The following is a 21,315-nucleotide window of genomic DNA, read 5'->3' as shown; positions in this document are numbered from 1 at the left end:
ACAATTCTAATTAGTCAAATAATTACTGAGCTTTTCGTGGTGGAAGCGCATATGTTCCAATCACATGCGCAACTGGTTCTTCATCATCCAAAGAATATAACCACACTTCACCTGTAACTAATGTTTTACCAACTTTGATTAATTTACATTCAGCTTTAATATTTTGATTTCCATTCGGTTTACGAAAAAAATTAATGGTCATGTTGGTTGTAACAGCCATAGCAATTAGACCTAAATGTCCCATAATCGCAACATATAGCGCGAAATCAGCCACCAACATCAAGGTTGGACCTGATACAGTTTGACCTGGACGTAAATCGTTCTGATCGATTTTATAAAGTAACTGTGCCCCTTTAGGGCTAATCTCTTCAATACTAGTTTTTTCGAGTGCTTGAGGAAATTCCTGTGCCAAAAAACGAGTAATTTCATGCTTACTAAGTGCCATAACAATACATCCCAAATGACTTAGATTATTTTTAAATTATGACTAAAACTATAAACAAACATTTAATCAGCTTGATCTGAAAGTTCATTTAAGACTTGCCAGTAACTAGGAGGCTCAGGAACATGCCCACGCTCTAATAACATCTGGTGCATTTTAGGTAACTTAAAATATGGAACTGTTGCCATTAAGTGATGTTCTTTATGGAAATTGACATGGATAGGTGCAACTAAAGCACGAGCAATATAACCTGCTTTTGTAGACCGTGTATTGGTTAATGCACTATTACTGGTTGGCATACCTGCATGTTCTGCCATCGAACGAACACGTAAAAATAATGGAAATGGTGTTAAATATGCCAATATCCAAAGCGCATACAATTTAGGATGACCGGCTGCCCATAATATTGAAAACAAAGCAGCATTTGTTGCTATTGCACCACCACTATTTTTTAGAAATGCTTTTGGATAGTCGACCCAATGGCGTCCCTCTTGAGAAATCCAACGACGGTCGTTAGATACCGTCCACTCCATTTTCTCAACATCCATAAGCACTCGTCCAAGTGCGAATTTTAATCCTGTTATTCCAGAAACATCACGTAAAAACTTACGCATTAACGATTTCTTCGAAGTTGGAAAACCCTCTACCAAAGAGAGATCAGGATCCTCTACGGTAGAAGTTTTACTGTGATGGCGTAAATGATGGGCACGATATTTCTTTAAATCATTCCAGATTGGGCGAGCACAAAGCCAATCAGTGGCAATATCATTCAGCCATTTGGTTTTAAACAAGCTTTGGTGTGAAGCATCGTGCATAATGATTGCAAGTGCAAGTTGACGACCCGCTAATATTACCAATGCAGCTATACACATCAGTAATTTGCCCCAGACAGGTAAATACTCCCATGTACTGGCAACTGCAGCGAAGGTTCCACCAATGACTGCCCAAGTTGATAAAACAGCCCAACTACCGTGTAAATCTGACTTTGTTGTCAATTCTGTGATTTCTTCTCTTGTGAACAAATCACTTATTGATGTACGTGTATTCATATCCCTACCCTACAATTTTTTTATTTCTATAGATACATAAATATATTTTTTATTTTAGATTAAGTAATATTTCTGTCAATACATTAAAATTAATTTTTCAGTAATATTTATACTAAACTAATTTCATAGAATCGTTGCCACAATTCCAGTCCAGTCTGATCCAATTGCTGAACACTTAACGCAAATTGATCACGTAAATGAACATCAACAAAATCCTCAGGCAATAATGGATCATTCATCAGCAAAGAAATGGTCTGCCGACCAAGCAATAGCGATTCTTTAGCAGCAATATCTAAACTTAATTGCTCAACTGTCTCCAACCACTTTTGAATCATTTGACTATATTTTTTATAGTTTTGGTTAAGTGTTTGAGTGGGCCAAAGCTTCGGAATTTTATTTAATGTTGTGGTGTCGAAATGATTAATTTGGCAAATTTTGGCGCTTTTTTCTAAGCCAGAAGCTTGTAATGCCAAAAATACCTCTTTAAAAGAAATGGCTAAATTATCAGGGCGAATATAAATACCTTGTTCTAATTCTTTAAAACCGAAGTGCTTTAATGCGCGTTCTCGGCGCTTTAAAGCTGTACGATCAACCCGCCCTAATTCCCCCGTAAAGACAGCTAAGTATTGGTGATCCCATTGTTTTGTTTGTTTAATTCCGTTTTTACGGTTCAACATCACATCGGCCCATTCATGTGATTTAGCCGTAAATTGATATATACCCCGCTCAATCGCCTCAATCACCCCATCACTAGATAATCGGGTTACTGCGACACGAATACTATTTTCGCTAATCTCAAAAAGCTTCGCTGCGATAATAATTTGTTTAATCGAGATCTCACGACCTTGTAGCCCTAAAAGTAAATCAATGATTAAATCTCGGGCATTCATTTTAGCTATTGTCATCTTACAATCGAACCAGTTCTAAACATGAAAAAAGAAATAAAGAATAAGAATTTTAACTTAGAATCTCTCCCTTTTAGTAATTTTTCTAAAAGGGAGATTTTATTTTTATAGAAAAACAAATAATAAAATTATACCCAGTACAATCCGATACCAAGCAAATACGCGTAAAGTGTGGCGTTCAACAAATTTAACTAATGCGCTCACCACCAATAATGCCGAAATAAAAGCAGCAACAAAACCAACCCCGATATTCAACATATTATCTTGTGTCAATACATCTGCATTACGAATAAGATCAAAAGTTGCAGCCCCCAACATCGTTGGCATCGCGAGAAAGAAAGAAAATTCTGTTGCCGCTTTACGAGACAAACCTGAGAACATTCCTCCCACAATGGTAGCACCAGAACGAGAAGTCCCTGGAATCATCGCAACGCATTGTGCACAACCGACTAAAAAAGCTTGCTTGTAAGTAATTTTTGTCGCTTCAGTTGTTTTATGATCAAAATTCTTGGATTCAACCCAGAAAATAATCAGACCACCAACAATCAGTGCGATTGCGACCACAAGTGGACTAAATAGAACACTTTTAATAAAATCGACTGCAAAAATACCAATCACGACAGCAGGAAAAAAAGCAATTAAAACGCTAAAAGCAAAATGACGCGCTTCTGAATCACCACTAAAAAAACCTTTAACCAAATCAAAAATCTTTTGTCGGTATAACCAACAAACAGCCAAAATTGCACCAAGCTGAATGACAACTTCAAATACACGCCCATCGTCAGAATGGAAGTCGATCATGTGACCAAATAAAATTAAATGACCCGTACTTGAAATCGGTAAAAACTCGGTCAAACCCTCAATAAACCCTAAAAATAAAGCCTTTAAAATTTCAATATGTTGCATAACTTACTCAAAAAATGCGTAATTCAAGATTAAAATAAAGGGCAAGCTTACCTTGAAATTAAATCATTTTATGTGATTGTCACGTAACGTTTTAAGCTTGATCTTTCTAGCTCTAATACGAGTTTATTATTAAATAATCATCAAACTATTTTTCTTTTGCATTTGTTCAACAACTTCACGTGTATCGAATCCTAAACGCCAATAAAGCAACTCTAAAACATCTAATTCATCTTGCGTGATGATACGATCGCTCCATAAACATCGCTCTGCAATTGCTAAAATATTGAGGCGATCACGTAATAATAAGCCTGAAACATCATTTAAAATTTCTGCTAAATCAAGTGGTTCATCAGAAATATCTGCATAAATCTGCATTTCTTCAGGTGCTAAAATCTGCTGAAAAATTCGCTCACGCACCTCAAGCTGATTTGGACTGTTAATTTGTTGTACATGCAATAAAGCATCAATTAAATGCACAATTTGTGCTTTCACATCTTCAAATGATGTTGGTAAATGTGCAGGCATAAGATTAAGTTCACGCTTTACTCTCTCCAACAATAAAGCATCAAGCAAACCCACTTCACCGTCTTCTTGAATAATACAAGCCAATTTAGTCAAAAATTGACGAGCAATACTTGTCGGCATATGCCCAATATTCTTACAGGCATCATGGAAGATTTGAACATGAATACGACCATCTAAATTCAATAAAGAGTCTACAATTGCATGACTTACAGCGGCTTCTTGAGGAATGAATTCACGATATTGACGAATCATTAGAATCGCAACCATCACTTCCCTTGAACCTGTCGCCGTTTGCATCGCTCTTTGTATCAATTCTGGGCGCTTTTTATTCTTCCGCATTTCAGAGTTTAAAGGCTTAATTGCATCATTTAAGGCAAAACTGATCGGTGATAAACGTAATAAAGGTAAAGGCTGTGGAGAACTCCAAGGTAATGTCATATCTGTCATTTCCTCTTCCAAAGAACGAAACAGACTGAATAAAGGACGATTGCGTAACTTTTTTAAATTTTCTAATTGCAAATCCTGTAGCAAAGTAGGATTTAGTTCATAAATTCGATCTTTGATACTTGGATGAATATTCATCCAACTTTGCGGACTAAGAGAATTTGCGAAACACATATGTGAAATCGATTCTGAATAAGCACTATGAATTTGCGACCCTGAATGGTGGACATAGATACGTAACAAGGTTTGAATATTGGCATTATTATTCATCAAACGCATAGTTTTCAGGTCATTACGAAAGGTTCGCCCACTTAAGGTCAAATATTTAATTAAACGCGTTATTAAGATGCCTAAACTACCAATCAGCCAAATCACTCCACCAATCGCAACAAAAATAGTTTCGAATTTGTTTCGATAAGACGTTGCATAAGGATTGTAGCCTGCTTGAGCTAATTTACTCCCCCATTGACTAAAGGTGGTTAAACCACTGTATAAAATTTTTAATTTGGTATTTTCGACTGCTTCGCCTGATAAAATCTGGTTGAATTCATAACTTAATAAGCCATATAGCTCTAGCTCATCCAAATTTTGTAGAGCACCCCACGTTAAAATAATTACGATGTCTTGAGATCTGAAGCCTGCGGTTAAGGCATTCACACCAACTTCATCTGGGAGCACATAAACAGCGGGGGTATCGATCGCAAAACTTTGAGCAACTTGCTCTACGACTTTTAATGCTGTGCTTTCTTCGGGCGTACTCTCATCAAAAACAAGGCGTCTAGCTTTAAGTTGTTTTGCGAGTGAATGGCCGCCTTCACGTAAGACATACAGTTCAGCACCAACCGACCAAACCATAACGAAGAATAAAAGAAAGATAAAATATGGACTAAGAACATGCCACCAAATGGCTTGAGTGTAGTCAAAGAAATGAACGACTAACCCCAAAATCAAATTGAGAATAAAAACTGTCGACAACATAGCGAGCAAGCAAAAACTTACCGACCATGCAATATTTTTATTTTCAATTAAATAATGGCTCATTTCTTTCAATGTAAATTTTCCTGATTACATTGTTGATCTTAGAGGCTTCGAAACCTTAAGTATCATAAAATAAAAAAGCGGGAATTTCCCGCTTTTCTATAGATTTAAATGATTACTCTTCTTTAATACCTGTTAAATCAACAGAAGAAGCATCGATATTTACATCAATATAACCATCTGCTTTCTTTTTTGCTGAATCATTACGTTTCTGCTCGAGATTAATCAGATAGTCATTATCAATCCCACCAGCCACATAGATCCCGTCAAATACTGAACATTCGAATTCTCTTAAATTAGGTACTTTGCTGGTACGCACTGCGTTCTTTAAATCTTCCAAATCTTGGAAAACTAAACGATCTGCACCAATAATCTCACGAATTTCTTCAACTGTACGATCTGAAGCAATTAATTCAGATTTTGCTGGCATATCGATACCATACACGTTTGGATATTTCACCATAGGTGCAGCCGAAGCAAAGAATACTTTCTTCGCGCCAGAATCACGTGCCATTTGAATAATCTCATTACACGTTGTACCACGTACAATCGAGTCATCCACTAACAGTACATTTTTATCTTTAAATTCAAGCTCAACTGGGTTTAGCTTTTGACGAACTGATTTTTTGCGCTGCTGTTGACCTGGCATAATGAAGGTACGTCCGATGTAACGGTTTTTCATAAAACCTTCACGGAATTTCACGCCCAAAATATTAGCCAATTCTAATGCTGAAGTACGGCTAGTATCTGGAATTGGAATGACCACATCAATATCGTGCTCTTTACCCCATTCCTTCAAAATTTTATAAGCCAGCTTTTCACCCATTTTTAAACGAGCTTTATAAACTGAGATGCCATCAATTGTGGCATCTGGGCGAGCAAAGTACACATATTCAAAAATACATGGACGATATTCAGGATTTACTGCACATTGTTTGGTAAACAATTCACCATTTGAATTAATGAAAATTGCCTCACCTGGTGCAATATCACGCTCAACTTTAAAACCTAGCGCTGTAATCGCAACGGATTCAGAGGCAATGATATATTCAGTGCCTTGCTCAGTTTCACGAGAACCATAAACCAAAGGACGAATCCCGTTTGGATCACGAAAACCAACAAGCCCATGACCTGTGATCATCGCAACAACCCCATAAGCACCTTTACAACGCTCATGAACACGAGATACGGTGTGGAAGATATTTTCTGGCGTTGGGTTGAGTGTACCGATCTTCTGTAACTCATGTGCAAACACGTTGAGTAAAACTTCAGAATCAGAATCAGTATTCATGTGACGTAAATCTGTTTTAAACAGATCATCATGAATTTCTGCGGCGTTGGTCAAGTTACCATTGTGTGCAAGGGTAATACCATATGGAGAGTTTACATAAAACGGCTGTGCTTCAGCACTACTTGATGAACCTGCTGTTGGATAACGAACATGTCCTATCCCATAGTTACCAAGCAAAGCACGCATGTGACGGGTATGGAATACATCACGCACCATACCATTATCTTTGCGGAGGAATAAACGCCCTTGATGGCAAGTTACAATCCCTGCTGCATCTTGTCCTCGATGTTGTAACATCGTCAAGGCATCAAATAACATTTGGTTTACTGGCGATTTACCGGCAATCCCAACAACTCCACACATAGCAACCTCTCGACAAGCTAGGAACGGGGTTTAACCCCAATTAATAAAAAGGATTTTTCGTTGAATGATCAGAACGTTGATCTACTGAAGCGCGTTCTGACTCCTCCATTTCAGTCGAAGGGCGATGTAATAACGCACCTTCAGATGTCATTTGATGTATCGCTTCATTTGCAGCATCTTTTGATATTTCAGTCGCTAATGGCGCGTATGGCAATAAGATCTGTACAAATTTTGATTGTTTCCAATGTGGTGAACTATTCACCCAAGGACCGACACCCTGCATCGCAATCAAGACAATTAATAAACCTTTTAGTGAACCAAATGCACCGCCTGCTAGACGATTTAATGGGCCCAATTTTAAACTTTTCAAGAGCCCATTCAGGAATGCGGTAATCACCCACGTGCAAATCACGATGACTAATACAATAAAAGCAAAAGCAGCAATTTTTTGCACAACTGGGTCTTGGCTTAGACTGCTCATCGCAGGTGCCCAAATGACTGCATATTTAGCCCCAATGACCAATGCGAATATCCACCCGATCAAGTTCGCAAAGGCTTTAATAAATCCTTGACGCAAACCGTTCAGCCCTCCAATGAGCAAGATGATCAGGATGATGATATCAAGTGTGTTCATGTCACACAGTCATCGCGTTAACACAATCTTTTACTAGTGTTGGGCCTGTATAAATAAGGCCACTGTATACTTGAACGAGACTCGCGCCCGCCTCTTGTTTTGCTACGGCCTGCTCACCTGAAACAATTCCCCCGACACCAATTAAAGGAATTTTTCCATCTAAAACATCGGCGAACTGACGTAAACATTCGGTGCTTTTTTCAAAAACGGGTGCGCCCGACAAACCACCTGCCTCATTACCATTTGGCAGATTTTCAACACCGTCTCGCCCTAATGTTGTATTGGTAACAATTAAGCCATCAATCTTAAATTTCAATAATTGTTTAGCGATAAATGTAATATCTTCAGGCGTTAAATCTGGCGCTACTTTGAGTACTAAAGGAACATAATGATTATTTTCTTTAGCAAGTTCTAGTTGACGTTGTTTCAAAGTTTGTAATAGCTCTGTAAGTGCATCGCCACTTTGTAAACTACGTAAATTCTTTGTATTCGGTGAAGAAATATTAACTGTAATATATGATGCGTAGTTATAAACTTTTTCTAAACAAATCAAATAATCAGAAACCGCATCTTCAACGGCAGTATCTGCATTTTTACCAATGTTAATTCCTAAAACGCCTTTAAACTTAGCAGCTTTAACATTTTCAATCAGTTGATCAACACCGTCATTATTGAATCCCATGCGATTGATGATTGCTTTCGCTTCTGGAATACGAAATAAACGTGGTTGAGGATTACCTGCTTGTGGACGTGGTGTAATGGTACCGATTTCAATAAAACCGAAACCTAAAGCAGCTAGAGCATCAATGTGCGCACCATTTTTATCTAAACCAGCAGCAAGACCAACAGGGTTTGGAAACTCGATACCCATACAGCTTACTGGTTTATGTGCAGTTTTCTGATGCATCAATCCAAATTTATGCGCTGTATCGAGCATAGAAAGTGTGAGTTCATGTGCACGCTCTGGTGCCAAAGTAAACAACAAAGGGCGAGCCAATGAATATAACATACCAATCACAGTCTACTGATTTTTCAAGTAGCCGTATTATAGGCATAGGCTCAACAAAACACCATGCTTGACATAGGCTTATTTTGTAGAGTCTTTGCTTTAGTGCTTCTTGATTAAACAATTTTCTGGTTTTATTCAGATTTTTAATCTTAGTCTCTGTTTGGGATTTTGCAGAAGTTTAGCATTCACAACCTAGTGCATTGGAATGTTTGACATTATTGCGGATTACAGAAGAAGCACTTACCAACGTCATCAAACATAGCTACCCCAAAAAAGTCATTGTTCGTTTGTATTTTTCTGATCTTAAAAAATTATTTTAGAGTTAGAGTCATTCAGAGTTAATCATACTCATCATGATGAGTCTATAATTATAAAGGAGCTTCAAGCTCCTTTATAGTTATTGCACGGTCGCAGTTAACTTGATTTGATTGTTATTTGAGACCAAGTCCATTTTCTGGATACTTAACCCCATTTGAGAAAGTTGCATTAAGAAGTTTGCAAGAACAGCATAATTTTGATGTTCAGCGACAATTTGAATTTGCTCACCATTCTGCTGTGAAGAAACTGATAAGCCTTGTTGTTGTGCCGTACGTTGAATTTTATCTGCTGCTGATAGCTCCAGATCATTTGCAGGTTTCATTGTTGCTGCATTACTTTGCATCCAAACCATTAAATCTTTTAATTCATTTAAACGTTTTTGCTGTTGCTCGGCCAAAGCATGCATTTTCCATAATGCAAAACCAATAATCGCAACAACTAAAAAAACTGTTGTGAAAATTACCATCACGCGTTCACGTACAGATAAGCTCTGTAAATATTGATTTAAGGTTTCAATTTTTTGATCGAAACTATTTTGTAGACTTGTTAATGCTTTCATTATTTTATTTTTACCACCCCAATCGCACCAATCGAATCTGATTGAACATTACCCAATTCAGCTTGGAAACCTTGTTGGTTTAATTGTTGAGTTAATCCTTGTAAGTCATCTGCAGATTTAGCTTTTAATGACATTGCTAAAGTCGAAGCATCATAATTGACTTGCTGAGCAATGATCTGTTTCTGCATTAAAATCGGTCCTACTCGACTCAACAACGAAAGTGCTTGTGTATCACCCAGCTGACTCATTCGTAATTGACTTTCGAACTGACTTTTAATGTTTTGCTCAGTAACGCGACTATTTTCACCAAACCACAATTTATATTGATCTATCGCCTGAGCCGATGTCTGATCAGCCACTTTTTTTAGTTTAGACCAACGTAAAGCGTCATAACCCAATTGAACAAAAATGACGGCAACCAAAAGCAATGCTGAAGCTTTCCAATAACCTGACCACTGAACTTCTGCATTCTTGGATTTTGGCAAAACATTAAATGGATGCTGTTTTGCCTTTGCCAAGGGCTGAAATTGGTAACTAAATTCAGTGTATTGATCTTGGGTTGAAGCAGCCATAACTGTTGCTAATTCAGTTGAACTAAGATTTGCCAGCTTATAATTCGTTTCAGGTGTTTGAAACTCAAGGAATAATCCCAAGTCATCCACTGAATTACCAGACCATTCCGATTCTCTTACCAATAAGTGATCATACAGGTTTGCAATCAACACTTGGTTTTCTTCTGGCGTTGGCAAAATTAAAAAATCAGGTAAGAACGCTGCAATTTGAATTGGCAAAAGACTAAGCGCATGTTGCCATGTCTCAACTGTGGAATGAGCCACGCCCATCACACTAAGCTGATCATTTTGAAAATGATGAACCACCTTCATTTGATCGATTGGCAAAGTGACATATTCTTCTAATAAGTATCTAAGCCCTTCTTGCCCTAACTGCTTGTAGTGCATTTTTGTCATAGGCTGTTGCAAGATTTGCGCATTACGGCTTGGAAAATAGACCACTGCCTCTTTTCCATTATGCACTTGTAAGTCCTGAATCAACTGCTCAAGACTATTTGCCTGTAACCAATTTTCCCCTGCCGACCAATACCATGTTCCATTGGTTTCGGGCATCCATATATACAGCATCGGTGTTCAGTACCCTTATCCTATCGCGGATATATAAATTATAGTGTTGGTATAAAACGATTCTTTTGTGTTGATAAACCATTAGCAATCACAGCTTGATCATAAATACGTGCTTCTGCTAATGCAAACGGATTAAAATTCTCATGGGTCAATTGCTCTGCAATATGTGCCACAACATTCATATGACAGACCACAGCAATAGATTCATAGGGTAATTTAGATAACCATTCAATTGCATCTTTAGCATCATCATCAGGTTTAATTTTATCGCAAATTAAAACAGGAATGCCGTAAAAATGAGCCTTGATGTGTGCCAAAGTTTCTTGGGCACGTAATAGCGGACTAACAATAAAAATTTCAGGCTGAATGACATCTTTTAAAAAATGTCCTGTTTGCTCAGCTTGTTGATGTCCACGCACTGTTAATGGGCGTTGAGTATCATTACCATTGATTGCTGGAGATGCTTCACCGTGACGTACTAAAGTTAACTGCATATAACGACCTTATTATTTATACCTAATATTAACAATGATTGATGACAGTTTTCTGATTAAACTTCATGATGTGGTAAAACAAATTCTACATCACTACGATGACCATTTTTCATCAATGATAAAGCGATCGTCATTGGTGGCGCATTTTCAAAAATAACTTCATATAAGGCATTGGTAATCGGCATATAAACATCCAGTTCTTGTGCTTTAGCACGTACTTGGACAATGGTATTAATCCCTTCGGCTGTTTGACCTAATTCTTTAGTTGCTTGATCAAGTGTTTTACCCGAACCGAGTGCAAAACCAATTTGATAGTTGCGACTTAATGGACTATTACAAGTTGCGAATAAATCACCTACACCAGAAAGCCCTAAGAAAGTCAAAGGATTCGCACCCTGCTTGACTGCAAAACGGCTCATCTCAGCCAAAGCACGGGTCAAAATCATACTCTTGGTATTTTCACCAATGTTATAAGCTGCGCCCATTCCCATGGCAACTGCATAAATATTTTTTAATGCACCACCAAGTTCCACACCGTGTACATCATCACTACCAAACACACGGAACAATGCGCTATGCAAAGCATGTTGTACCGCATAGCGAACCAATTCCGATTCACTTGCAATCACTGTTCCTGATGGCATGCCTGCCATAATTTCTTTTGCTAGATTAGGACCTGATAAAACGCCGTAAGGAACTTCTGGTAATTCTGCGCGAATAATCTCACTCATAAAACTAAAGGTTTTTGCTTCAATGCCTTTGGTTAATGAAACTACTGCTTGGGCTGTAATAAACGGCGCAATTTGTTTTAAAACATCGCGAAATGAGTGACTAGGAATTGCGACCAAAATAATATCTCGATCTCTTACTGCTAATTCTAAATCAGCAACAGCACGCAAAGCTGGCTCTAATGGATAATCAGGTAAATAACGTTTATTGATATGTGTTTGATTAATTTCTTCTGCTACAGCCGCATCTCGAATCCAAATCATGGTATCGCAACCATTGCGTACAGCTAAATTTGCCATTGCTGTACCAAAACTTCCACCACCTAATACAGTAATTCTTAATGCTGTTTTTTGATCTACTGCCACAGGCTCAACTAAATCACTAAATTTTAACTCTGTCATTTTTTTTCCTGAAACCAATTTCTTTCTTTAATCATTCATCAATAAGATTAAACTTGTTGCCATATTTTTAAAAAATCTTGACTCTCTATTTCTGCACGAGGTGCAATCGTTTTAGCAGCTGTTCCAATATAAATAATACCAGAAATCAAATCTTGCTCTTTTAAGCCCAACTGTTGTTTAAGCCAATTAGATTCTACAACTGCACCAGAACGCCACATACTCGCAAAACCTTGTGCTTGCAAAGACAATAAAAAGTTCTGAATGGCTGCACCCGTACTTAAAATTTGTTCAAAATTCGGGACTTTCGGATGATCCTGAATTGTCGTAAGTGCTAAAACCAAAAGTGGCGCGCGAAATGGATGATGCTTCACTCTTTCTAATTGTGCAGGGTCATTTTCGCCCATATCAGCTAAAGCATTTGCTAAAAACTCACCAAAAGCCGCTCGTTGCTCAGGTGTTACAACCACAAAACGTGTTGGTTTTAAACGATGATGATCGGGTGCAGTTAATGCTGCTTGTACCGCTTTTTCGAGTTGTTTTGTATTCGGTGCTGGCTCAATTAATTGCCCAATAGATTGACGTTGATGAATATTTTGATGAATTGTCTCTATATTTGAGTCCGTCATTGACATGAATCTAACTAACACAAGGATTTGTTTAGATTAGCATAATCCAACTGATTTCTACCACGTTTAATCCTTGCTTAATCATCAATTTGAGAAATTTAACAGAGCCTCACTACAAACTGTACATAACCTGCAAAAGCGTTCAAAAATTATATGTTCAAATAATACAATTATCTAACGACCTGAGAATAAGCAATGAATAAAGCATTAGTAATGAGTTTAATTGGCGGCTTGGCAATCGGTTTAACAGCTTGTGCATCTACCCCAACCAACACTTTGGCAATACAAAAAGAAAATAATCAATATGAAGTGACAGGAATTGGTAAAACCAATTTGATCGCTAAAAATAATGCCATTAGTGCCGCGCAAAAAACTTGCACCCGAAATACATCACCAGTCGTGGTTGATGAGAAAACTGCATATCAAGGCGTTTTAAAAGATGTTGTGGATGAAGAAACTGGAAGATTAGTTGAAGCTGCTGCTGGCGTAATTGGTACGTTAACAGGTAAGAATGCCTCTTTAGCCAAAGATGATGATTATCAAACAACATTGACCTTCTACTGCAAAGCAAATACTTAAATAAAGAAAGCCGATGTTATCACATCGGCTTTCTTTATTAGCGAGGAGCTTATTGAACTTCGCTCACTGCAACTTCTGATGCTGCACTTTCTACAACATCAGTATTTTTCTCATCTAAATTCGGTTTGTCGATTGCATCAATCGCAGCTTGTTGTTCTGGAGTAGTCTGTGTAGATACAGTTGAAGCTGCTTGTTCTTGCTGTTCAGTGTTGTTCGCTTCTTCTTTTTTTGCACATGCAGTTAACATGATTGGAGCAATAATTAAAGCGGCAAGAGTTAATTTAAATTTCATCACGGCTTTCCACAGTTACTTGGTTAAGTTGATGACAAGCATATTTCAAATATGTGACAGTTTTATGACTGATTTGTAATATAAAGGTAAAAGAGCCGATTTACATCGGCTCTTCTTTTCTATCTTTGTATATTAATCAAAAGATTAGTAACGACTATGCACGCTCAAGTAAAACGGCAACAGCTGGTAAAGTTTTACCTTCCACAAACTCCAAGAAAGCACCACCACCTGTCGAGATATAACCGATTTGATCTGCAACTTCGTATTTATCAATCGCAGCAAGTGTGTCACCACCGCCCGCAATTGAAAAACCTGCAGATTCAGCAATTGCTAATGAAAGCGCTTTAGTACCTTCACCAAACTGATCTACCTCAAACACACCTACTGGACCATTCCAAAGGATTGTTTTAGATGTTTTTAAGATCTCAGCAAATGCTTTCGCTGTTTCAGGACCAACATCTAAAATCATGTCAGTATCAGCAACATCTTCTACTTTTTTAACAATTGCTTGTGCGTTTGCTAAAGAACCTAGGAAGTCACCAAAATCAATTTGACTTGCATCAGCCACAACGACATCTGTTGGTAATGGAACGCTTACTTTAGCAGCGATTTGTTTTGCAGTTTCTACCAAATCAGCTTCATAAAGTGATTTACCTACATTGAAGCCCGCTGCTGCAAGGAAAGTATTCGCAATACCACCACCTACGATTAATTGATCGCAGATTGTAGAAAGTGAGTTCAATACATCTAATTTAGTTGAAACTTTAGAACCCGCAACAATTGCTACCATTGGTTTTTCAGGTGTTTGCATTGCTCGACCGAGCGCATCTAATTCAGCAGCTAATAACGGACCAGCAGCAGCAACTTTTGCAAAACGTGCTACACCTTCTGTTGACGCTTCTGCACGATGAGCAGTACCAAATGCATCCATAACAAATACATCACAAAGTGCTGCATATTTTTGTGCAAGCTCTTCGTTATTTTTCTTTTCGCCATGATTGAAACGTACATTTTCAAGTAATACCACTTGACCCGCTTCAACCTCAACGCCATCTAAATAATCAGTAAATAATTTAACATCCTGACCTAAAGCAGTGCTTAAATAAGCTGCAACTGGTGCAAGTGATTGTTCTGGCTTTGGCTCACCCTCTACAGGACGACCAAGATGAGAAAATACCATTACCGCAGCGCCTTTATCTAACGCAGCTTTGATTGTTGGTAATGCAGCACGTAAACGTGCATCGCTGGTAATTTCCCCATTTTTTACAGGAACGTTTAAGTCTTCACGAATAAGAACACGTTTACCTGCTAAATCAAGGTCAGTCATGCGCTGAAAATTCATGGATGGCTCTCTAATTGATTTTAAAAACGGCGTAATTTTAAATGATTCTTAAAAATAAAGGTGAGTTTTTTTGCAGAAAAGCTGTCTAAAATTTCACTTTTGATTATCATAATCATCGTTATTAAATCTTTGTATTCTTATGTCTATTCATCCTGATCCAAAAATTAATCGTCTAAATGTTCTTGGTGAACCTTTATCTAGTTGTTGCTTTGACCCGATCACGGGCTATTTTCGTAATGGTTTTTGCCATACGGCGGTCACGGACTTAGGTCAGCACACCATGTGCGCGCAAATGACTTCAGATTTCTTAAATTTCTCACAAAAAGTTGGCAATGATTTAATTACGCCTTTACCTGAAGTAGGTTTCCCTGGATTAAAACCAGGTGATTTTTGGTGTATTTGCGTCACACGTTGGGTTGAAGCCTACGAAGCAGGTCATGCCCCACCAATTAAATTGAATGCTTGCCATAATGCTGTTTTGCATTATGTGCCACTGAATATTCTCGTTGAATATGCAGTCTAATGAATCAGTTTGAATTGATTTTGGCATCGAGCAGCCAAACCCGTAAAGACTTGATGGATCGTTTACGATTGAACTATCGCTGTATTTCACCTGATATTGATGAATCTGCAATGGGCGAATTACATGCCGATGATTTAGCCAAGCGTCTTGCTTTTCAGAAAGCACGAGTTATTGCTGAACTGAATCCAAATGCGATTATCATTGGTTCTGATCAAGTCGCTTGGCGTGAACACGCGCCGTATGACTTTATTGGTAAACCTTTGAGTGTTGAAAATGCGATTCAGCAGTTACAAGAAAACTCAGGGAAAATCGTGTTTTTTAGCACCGCTCTCAGTGTTCAGCATTTACGATCAGGGTTTGAAAGAACTCTGGTTGAGCATTATCAAGTGAAATTTCGCCAACTGACGCTTGCTGAAATTGAGCGTTATATCGAGATTGATCAACCTTTACATTGCGCAGGTAGTTTTAAGTGTGAAAGCTTAGGGATTAGCTTATTTGAGAAAATGGTGGGTGATGATCAAACTACGTTGATGGGTTTGCCGATGATTCAGCTTTGTAAAATTTTACGCCAGTTTGGGATAAATGTTCCTTGATCTCTATTATTAGCTCTTTGGTTGCCAAATTTAATATTTTTATACTTCTAAAGAAAAAACCAACTTTACGCTTTTAAGAGTCCGTTCACGGTGCAATTTTCTCTTATTTGATTATACTATCGTAACAAAATATTTATTTTATAAATTAAACACTTAAAACTAAAAATATGATTGACCACTTCATATTTCGATTGCTATAACTTACTCACTTTCTCCTCATCAGGACTCACCGTGACTGATCTCTATTATGAAATGCAGGCTTTAACATGGCGAGCAAAACCACCCATTCAACAAGATGCAATCTTGATTGGAAATAAAGTAATTCAGCATGATGGATTGATCAGCAAATGCTATCTTTATCAAAAAGATGATGATTGGTGTGCTGCTGTTTCAGATGGTGTCAGCAGTAGTCCGAAAGCGGAACAGGCATCAAAATGCGTTTTAAACAGTGTTTTACAACAAACCCAAACTCAGCAACGGATTCATTTAAAACAAGTTCAAGATGATTTAAGCCAGTATTTAGCAGGCAACTCAAAGACTTATGCTTCTAGTGCCACTTTGGCAGTCGTTACACCCTCTAGCCCATTTGGATTTGTCAATATTCAGCATTTAGGTGATAGTCGAGTCTACTTATTTAGCAGCCATAATCAATACTGGTATGCCCTGACCCAAGACCATAATTTCATTACAGAAATGCAGCAAAATGGTGAAGCAGAAATTAAAGCAAATGAACAATATGCCAGTTTCTATTACATGCTGAATCATTGTTTTTGTGCAGATTCTTTACATGAAGTTCCCGAATTTTCTCCCAAAGAGGAATATTTGGTTGTGGGAGATGCTCTCTTGATTTGTAGCGATGGTGTGCATGATGTGTTGGAATGCAATCACTGGAAGCCTTTAATGCCTGAAACCCCATTAAAAACATGGTTATTAAATATGAAAACTGCCCTCCATCAAAACCATGCTTTTGATAATGTCAGTATGATTTTGATTCGTCTCACACAGGAAAATCAATATGCAAAATAATGAGGATTTATTACAACAGGCAATTTTATTTGTTCAAGAAGTCGAACACATTTCTGTTTCAAGCTTACAAAGAAAATTTTTAATCGGTTATCAACAGGCGAATAAGTTACTCGAGTGTTTGATTGAAAATAAAATTTGTGCAGTAGATTTTACACCTCATTATGGTCATTTAGTTTACAAGCAAGGAGTTTCTGATGCCAAGAATACTTAAAAATATAGATCAAATTGCGCTTGAGAAACAACGTGATGTTTTATATTTGCTTTTTCATAAGAACTATAACGACATTTTCCACAATGAAGATCTTTCACTTAAATTTCACTATGAAACCTGTATTGCTCGTCAACAATTGATTGAATGGTTAGAAAAACATGAAATTGATTTTTCCGATTGTTTTGGCTGGTCATCTCGAAGTGGAATTATGTCAATGCCTTATCTGGGTGAGATTTACCTTGATGTACCCTTTGATGAAGCTAACCCAAAATATCAACTGTTATATAACCACCTAGAAAATTCTGATGGCAGTATGAAAATAGAAGGCGTTACTTGGTATTACTGCCCATTGAGTGAGGCTTTAGAAAATCATGCCCAGAACTTAAATGATGATTAATAAGTAAAGGAAATTAAATGAATCTCAATATATCTAAACTACTTAATCAAGTTTCCTATGAATTAAAAGCGCTTGAACTAGCACGACAAAAATATAAAAAACAGCTTGCCCCAAATTTTTCAATATTTAATTATATTTATACAGATGAAATGATGCTAAGTAGAATCATTGCTGATTTATTAAACCCAAGTGGTGATCATGCACAGGGGCATCTATTTCTATCCCTATTTCTTCATCAATTGGATTTACCTGATGATTGGAGAAATATTAATTTAGATCATGCAGACATCACTGTACAAACAGAGAAGACGATCAGAAATGGTCGAAGAATGGATATTTATATCCATATTAAAATCGCTCAGCAAAGCTATGGTATCTGTATTGAAAATAAACCATTTGCTGCGGATGGTGATCAACAATTACAAGATTATGCTAATGAAATGAGCTTTCTTTTTCCTCAAAATTGGCATCTTGTCTATTTATCTGGGTATGGTAATGAACCAGCAGAACATAGTGTCAAACCTGAAATCTTAAAATCATGGTTAGACCAGAAAAATTTCAGCCATATTACTTTCCCTGACTTAATTAGCTGGCTAAAACAAGCTTTAACTGAATGTCAAAATGACAAAGTGATTTATTTTATAAAAGAGTTTAAACATTATATTGAAAAGGAATTTTTATCAATGAATGATATTTCAGAACAAAATCATATTTTAAACATAATCTTGCAAGATCCTCAGCATATTCAAGCTACATTTGAGTTATTAGGAGTCAAAGATCAATTACAAGACTCTTTGATTCATAAACTTGAACAACAACTACAGAGTGCTGTCCACCAGAAAGGCTGGTATATTACTGACCATATTTCTCGTGATCACTGGACTGGATTAAATATTTTTTACACACAAAAACATAAGCTATGTTTTAGAATAGAATTTAATCATTATAACTATCGGGGATTTTTTATAGGAATTGCTAAACGAGAGGAAAATCTAGCTGCCCCTGAACTATTCCATCAAATTCATTCAACCATATCAGAACTCTTCCCTCATGAAAAAGTTAAACAAAGTGAATGGTGGGCGACATATATTGATCAAAAAGATATATGGGATTGGCAGACACATACCCATGTTTGGTCAATGATTGAATCAGGCGAATTATGTCAACGTATCACGCAATATGCAGAACTTATTTACCAAGCACTGAATCAGAAAAATTTATTAGATGAATTCAATCTTAGTTAAAAAATTTCCCCCATTCACCGTTTTATTGAATGGGGGAATTTTGTTAAAACCAGCCTTTTCTACCCGTCAATATTTCATCAGCACAACGCAAGGTTTCCTGACTCAAGCCCCATAAACGATAATCGCCTGTTGCAGAAGTGGTACTAAAATTATGCGTATAAGCGAAACTGAGTTCACGGTCAGGATCACACCATGCACCTGAACCATTAAAACCCATATGGCCAAAGCCATGTGGTGAACGCTTACCCATCGTTAAAATACGGTGATAACCCAAACGCCAATGCATTGGAATTGGCATCACCCGATCACGTGCTTTGCTTTGTACTGTACTCAGTTGCTTAAATACTTCTGGACGAATCAATTGTTGACCATTCCACTGCCCTTGATTAGCAAGCATGGCATAAACTTTAGCCAGACTATCTGCGGTAAAGACACCATTTGCCGCTGGAATGACGGCTTGTAAACCAGCATCGCTATAAAAGCTAAAATTACGCATGCCTTTTGGAATCATGGCATCCTGAAAATCTTGAGGACTTTGCCCAGAAAGTTCTAGTAATTTTTCTGATAATGATACTTTACGTGGTTGATCAGTTTTTTTAACTTGTGGCTTTGGTGCAGATGATTTTTTAGGTTTTTCCAGCAAACGAGCAACCCGATCCAGCTCAGAAGCAGGCACGCCAAAATATGCGCCATCCAACCCAAGTGGTTGCACCAAATAACGTTGCATTAACCAACTTAAAGGCTGTTTCGCCGCTTTTTCAATGACCCCACCTACGAGCCAACCATAAGTCAGCGGTTGATAAGCCAAACTTTGTCCTGCTGCAAAACGTGGTGTAGCAGCCGCCATTAGCTCTAACATATGCGACCAATCCAACATTTCTGTTGCTGTATCAATCACATTGCGGATATCAAATAAACCACTTTGATGCGATAAAACATGACGTAATGTAATATTGGCTTTACCATTTTGGGAAAACTCAGGCCAATAATATGCAATAGGCTGATCATAATCCAGTAAGCCTTCACTTACTAAAATATGTGCAAGCGTTGCTAAAATTCCTTTGCCTGTCGAATAACACATTGCCAAAGTATCAGATTGCCAATCTTGTTCTTGAGATTTTTTACCAGTAAAAATATCAACAACTTTCTGACCTTGGAAATATACCACCAATGCAGCGCCACCTTGATGGCTTCTCGCATCTTGCAAACGACTGAATTGGGTCGCTAGGTCAATAAAACGATGATCAACCTTGCCATGATAGTTATGCGTATCGGCAAATAAAATCTCTTTAATCAATGCACATGTCCTTATGACATTTATATTTTTTAGAACAACCCTCTTGCGAACAAAAGGGCTGACTCAACAATACTATTCAGTATTAAAGTGCTTTCACTGTTCCCGCAACATGTGGCTTTTTAGATTTAACGTTACGAATCAAGAAGTCAGTTTGTTTTGATTCGGCAGCTGTTAAAAACTCAACAGTTGATGGTAAATACATCGGCAATTTAAACCAAACATCTGCTTCATAAGCAGCGGCTAACTCAATACTCGCCAAAGCTTTTGCCTTACTCCACATGCCATGAGCAATCGCTTGTTTAAAACCAAATGCTTTAGCTGTGACTGCATGAATATGAATCAAGTTAAAATCACCTGAAATCAATGCATAGCGGCGACCAGTATTCTCAGAAATATTCCATTCAGCTTTTGGCTGATATGCAGGCTCTTTAGATTCTTTCGATTTTTCAGAAGCTTTTTTCTCAGTTTTTTGACGTGATAAATAAGTCGTCAAACTTTCCATCACCACTTCACCGCCCACTTTGGCAGTTGTAATGAAATCGAATTGTAAGCCTTTATCATGTGGCTGAAGTTCGCCAAATTTACATGACAACGTAATTTGTTCATTTACAGCGATTTTACGTGTTTGCTTGATTTGGTTACGAATATGCACCAATCCTAAAATCGCAAATGGAAATGCTTCACTTGTCATCATGTGCATTTGCAGACTTTGCGACAGTACTGCTAGATAAATTGCTGGTACAAAACCATCATTTTTAAAACCACAAATTTCGTTATAGCTTTCTAAATGTTTTGAATCAATGTTAAGCGTATCTACCACATATTCCACTTGTGGTAATACTTTTTCGCCTTTTGGCTTTTTAAAAATTAAACCTTGAATAACTTTTGGATAAGCTAAGTAAGGCTTTGGTAATTGACTAAAATGGCGTGTATTCATAA

General features: G+C 37.5%; 24 protein-coding genes. 7 read left to right on the top strand and 17 right to left on the bottom strand.

All coding sequences use genetic code 11. The features are described 5' to 3' along the window. Positions 1-22 precede the first annotated feature (22 nt). From CDG55_RS07260 to CDG55_RS07195, 13 genes are all read right to left on the bottom strand, one after another. A complete protein-coding gene (locus CDG55_RS07260; RefSeq protein WP_087536883.1) occupies positions 23-445 on the bottom strand; it encodes a PaaI family thioesterase in 423 nt (140 codons plus the stop codon). Between the two features lie 62 nt (positions 446-507). After that, positions 508-1,491, bottom strand: coding sequence for a fatty acid desaturase family protein (locus CDG55_RS07255; protein ID WP_087536882.1), 984 nt, complete (start codon positions 1,489-1,491; stop codon positions 508-510). 107 nt (positions 1,492-1,598) lie between these two features. Next, positions 1,599-2,396 (bottom strand): PaaX family transcriptional regulator C-terminal domain-containing protein, encoded by a 798-nt coding sequence (locus tag CDG55_RS07250; protein WP_087536881.1) that lies wholly within the window; start codon positions 2,394-2,396, stop codon positions 1,599-1,601. Positions 2,397-2,501: 105 nt separating this feature from the next. Then, on the bottom strand, positions 2,502-3,302 hold the full coding sequence (locus CDG55_RS07245; protein ID WP_005160682.1) for an undecaprenyl-diphosphate phosphatase: 801 nt from the start codon (positions 3,300-3,302) through the stop codon (positions 2,502-2,504). Between the two features lie 129 nt (positions 3,303-3,431). Beyond that, positions 3,432-5,321, bottom strand: a complete 1,890-nt coding sequence (locus CDG55_RS07240; protein WP_171287513.1) for a M48 family metalloprotease — start codon at positions 5,319-5,321, stop codon at positions 3,432-3,434. 103 nt (positions 5,322-5,424) lie between these two features. After that, positions 5,425-6,963: an amidophosphoribosyltransferase gene (gene purF, locus CDG55_RS07235; RefSeq protein WP_087536879.1), complete on the bottom strand. Its 1,539-nt coding sequence runs from the start codon at positions 6,961-6,963 to the stop codon at positions 5,425-5,427. A 40-nt stretch (positions 6,964-7,003) separates the two neighbouring features. Then, on the bottom strand, positions 7,004-7,597 hold the full coding sequence (locus tag CDG55_RS07230) for a CvpA family protein (RefSeq protein WP_087536878.1): 594 nt from the start codon (positions 7,595-7,597) through the stop codon (positions 7,004-7,006). A 1-nt stretch (position 7,598) separates the two neighbouring features. Further along, entirely contained in the window at positions 7,599-8,606 is a 1,008-nt protein-coding gene (locus CDG55_RS07225) for a quinone-dependent dihydroorotate dehydrogenase (protein ID WP_005215517.1), read from the bottom strand. Positions 8,607-9,003: 397 nt separating this feature from the next. After that, complete coding sequence (gene gspM / locus CDG55_RS07215; RefSeq protein WP_087536877.1) at positions 9,004-9,483, bottom strand: type II secretion system protein GspM; 480 nt, start codon at positions 9,481-9,483, stop codon at positions 9,004-9,006. After that, a complete protein-coding gene (gene gspL / locus CDG55_RS07210; RefSeq protein ID WP_087536876.1) occupies positions 9,483-10,622 on the bottom strand; it encodes a type II secretion system protein GspL in 1,140 nt (379 codons plus the stop codon). Before gspL ends, gspM begins: the two co-directional genes overlap by 1 nt. Before the next feature lie 38 nt (positions 10,623-10,660). Then, positions 10,661-11,116, bottom strand: coding sequence for a SixA phosphatase family protein (locus CDG55_RS07205; RefSeq protein WP_087536875.1), 456 nt, complete (start codon positions 11,114-11,116; stop codon positions 10,661-10,663). 56 nt (positions 11,117-11,172) lie between these two features. Then, the gene (locus CDG55_RS07200; RefSeq protein ID WP_004661512.1) at positions 11,173-12,246 is read right to left on the bottom strand and encodes an NAD(P)H-dependent glycerol-3-phosphate dehydrogenase; all 1,074 of its coding nucleotides are present in this window, start codon (positions 12,244-12,246) and stop codon (positions 11,173-11,175) included. A gap of 47 nt (positions 12,247-12,293) precedes the next feature. Continuing rightward, complete coding sequence (locus tag CDG55_RS07195; RefSeq protein ID WP_087536874.1) at positions 12,294-12,872, bottom strand: nitroreductase; 579 nt, start codon at positions 12,870-12,872, stop codon at positions 12,294-12,296. A 195-nt stretch (positions 12,873-13,067) separates the two neighbouring features. Here CDG55_RS07195 and CDG55_RS07190 point away from each other — a divergent pair, with 195 nt between their 5' ends. Beyond that, the gene (locus tag CDG55_RS07190; RefSeq protein ID WP_087536873.1) at positions 13,068-13,451 is read left to right on the top strand and encodes a hypothetical protein; all 384 of its coding nucleotides are present in this window, start codon (positions 13,068-13,070) and stop codon (positions 13,449-13,451) included. A 49-nt stretch (positions 13,452-13,500) separates the two neighbouring features. Here the strand turns inward: CDG55_RS07190 and CDG55_RS07185 are convergent, their stop codons facing one another. Next, a complete protein-coding gene (locus CDG55_RS07185; RefSeq protein ID WP_087536872.1) occupies positions 13,501-13,743 on the bottom strand; it encodes a hypothetical protein in 243 nt (80 codons plus the stop codon). A 154-nt stretch (positions 13,744-13,897) separates the two neighbouring features. Next, on the bottom strand, positions 13,898-15,085 hold the full coding sequence (locus CDG55_RS07180; RefSeq protein ID WP_087536871.1) for a phosphoglycerate kinase: 1,188 nt from the start codon (positions 15,083-15,085) through the stop codon (positions 13,898-13,900). A 139-nt stretch (positions 15,086-15,224) separates the two neighbouring features. Here CDG55_RS07180 and CDG55_RS07175 point away from each other — a divergent pair, with 139 nt between their 5' ends. The 6 genes from CDG55_RS07175 (at position 15,225) to CDG55_RS07150 (ending at position 19,079) form a co-directional block, all read left to right on the top strand. Then, positions 15,225-15,608: a DUF2237 family protein gene (locus CDG55_RS07175; protein ID WP_004680899.1), complete on the top strand. Its 384-nt coding sequence runs from the start codon at positions 15,225-15,227 to the stop codon at positions 15,606-15,608. Beyond that, complete coding sequence (locus CDG55_RS07170) at positions 15,608-16,201, top strand: Maf family protein (RefSeq protein WP_004680901.1); 594 nt, start codon at positions 15,608-15,610, stop codon at positions 16,199-16,201. The genes CDG55_RS07175 and CDG55_RS07170 overlap by 1 nt, the downstream gene beginning before the upstream one ends. A gap of 231 nt (positions 16,202-16,432) precedes the next feature. After that, positions 16,433-17,227 (top strand): PP2C family protein-serine/threonine phosphatase, encoded by a 795-nt coding sequence (locus tag CDG55_RS07165; protein ID WP_087536870.1) that lies wholly within the window; start codon positions 16,433-16,435, stop codon positions 17,225-17,227. Continuing rightward, a complete protein-coding gene (locus tag CDG55_RS07160) occupies positions 17,217-17,438 on the top strand; it encodes a DNA translocase FtsK (RefSeq protein ID WP_004798885.1) in 222 nt (73 codons plus the stop codon). The genes CDG55_RS07165 and CDG55_RS07160 overlap by 11 nt, the downstream gene beginning before the upstream one ends. Continuing rightward, entirely contained in the window at positions 17,422-17,835 is a 414-nt protein-coding gene (locus CDG55_RS07155; RefSeq protein WP_087536869.1) for a hypothetical protein, read from the top strand. The genes CDG55_RS07160 and CDG55_RS07155 overlap by 17 nt, the downstream gene beginning before the upstream one ends. A 17-nt stretch (positions 17,836-17,852) precedes the next feature. Next, entirely contained in the window at positions 17,853-19,079 is a 1,227-nt protein-coding gene (locus tag CDG55_RS07150) for a PD-(D/E)XK nuclease family protein (protein ID WP_004769246.1), read from the top strand. A gap of 43 nt (positions 19,080-19,122) precedes the next feature. Here CDG55_RS07150 and CDG55_RS07145 read toward each other — a convergent pair whose 3' ends face one another. Together CDG55_RS07145 and CDG55_RS07140 are read right to left on the bottom strand one after the other, a co-directional pair. Continuing rightward, positions 19,123-20,376 (bottom strand): serine hydrolase domain-containing protein, encoded by a 1,254-nt coding sequence (locus CDG55_RS07145; RefSeq protein WP_004759923.1) that lies wholly within the window; start codon positions 20,374-20,376, stop codon positions 19,123-19,125. Between the two features lie 82 nt (positions 20,377-20,458). Further along, the gene (locus CDG55_RS07140) at positions 20,459-21,313 is read right to left on the bottom strand and encodes a MaoC family dehydratase (protein WP_087536868.1); all 855 of its coding nucleotides are present in this window, start codon (positions 21,311-21,313) and stop codon (positions 20,459-20,461) included. Positions 21,314-21,315 lie beyond the last annotated feature (2 nt).

Source organism: Acinetobacter sp. WCHA45, from assembly GCF_002165255.2.
Lineage (GTDB): Bacteria > Pseudomonadota > Gammaproteobacteria > Pseudomonadales > Moraxellaceae > Acinetobacter.
This window is presented reverse-complemented; position numbering and strand designations above follow the sequence as displayed.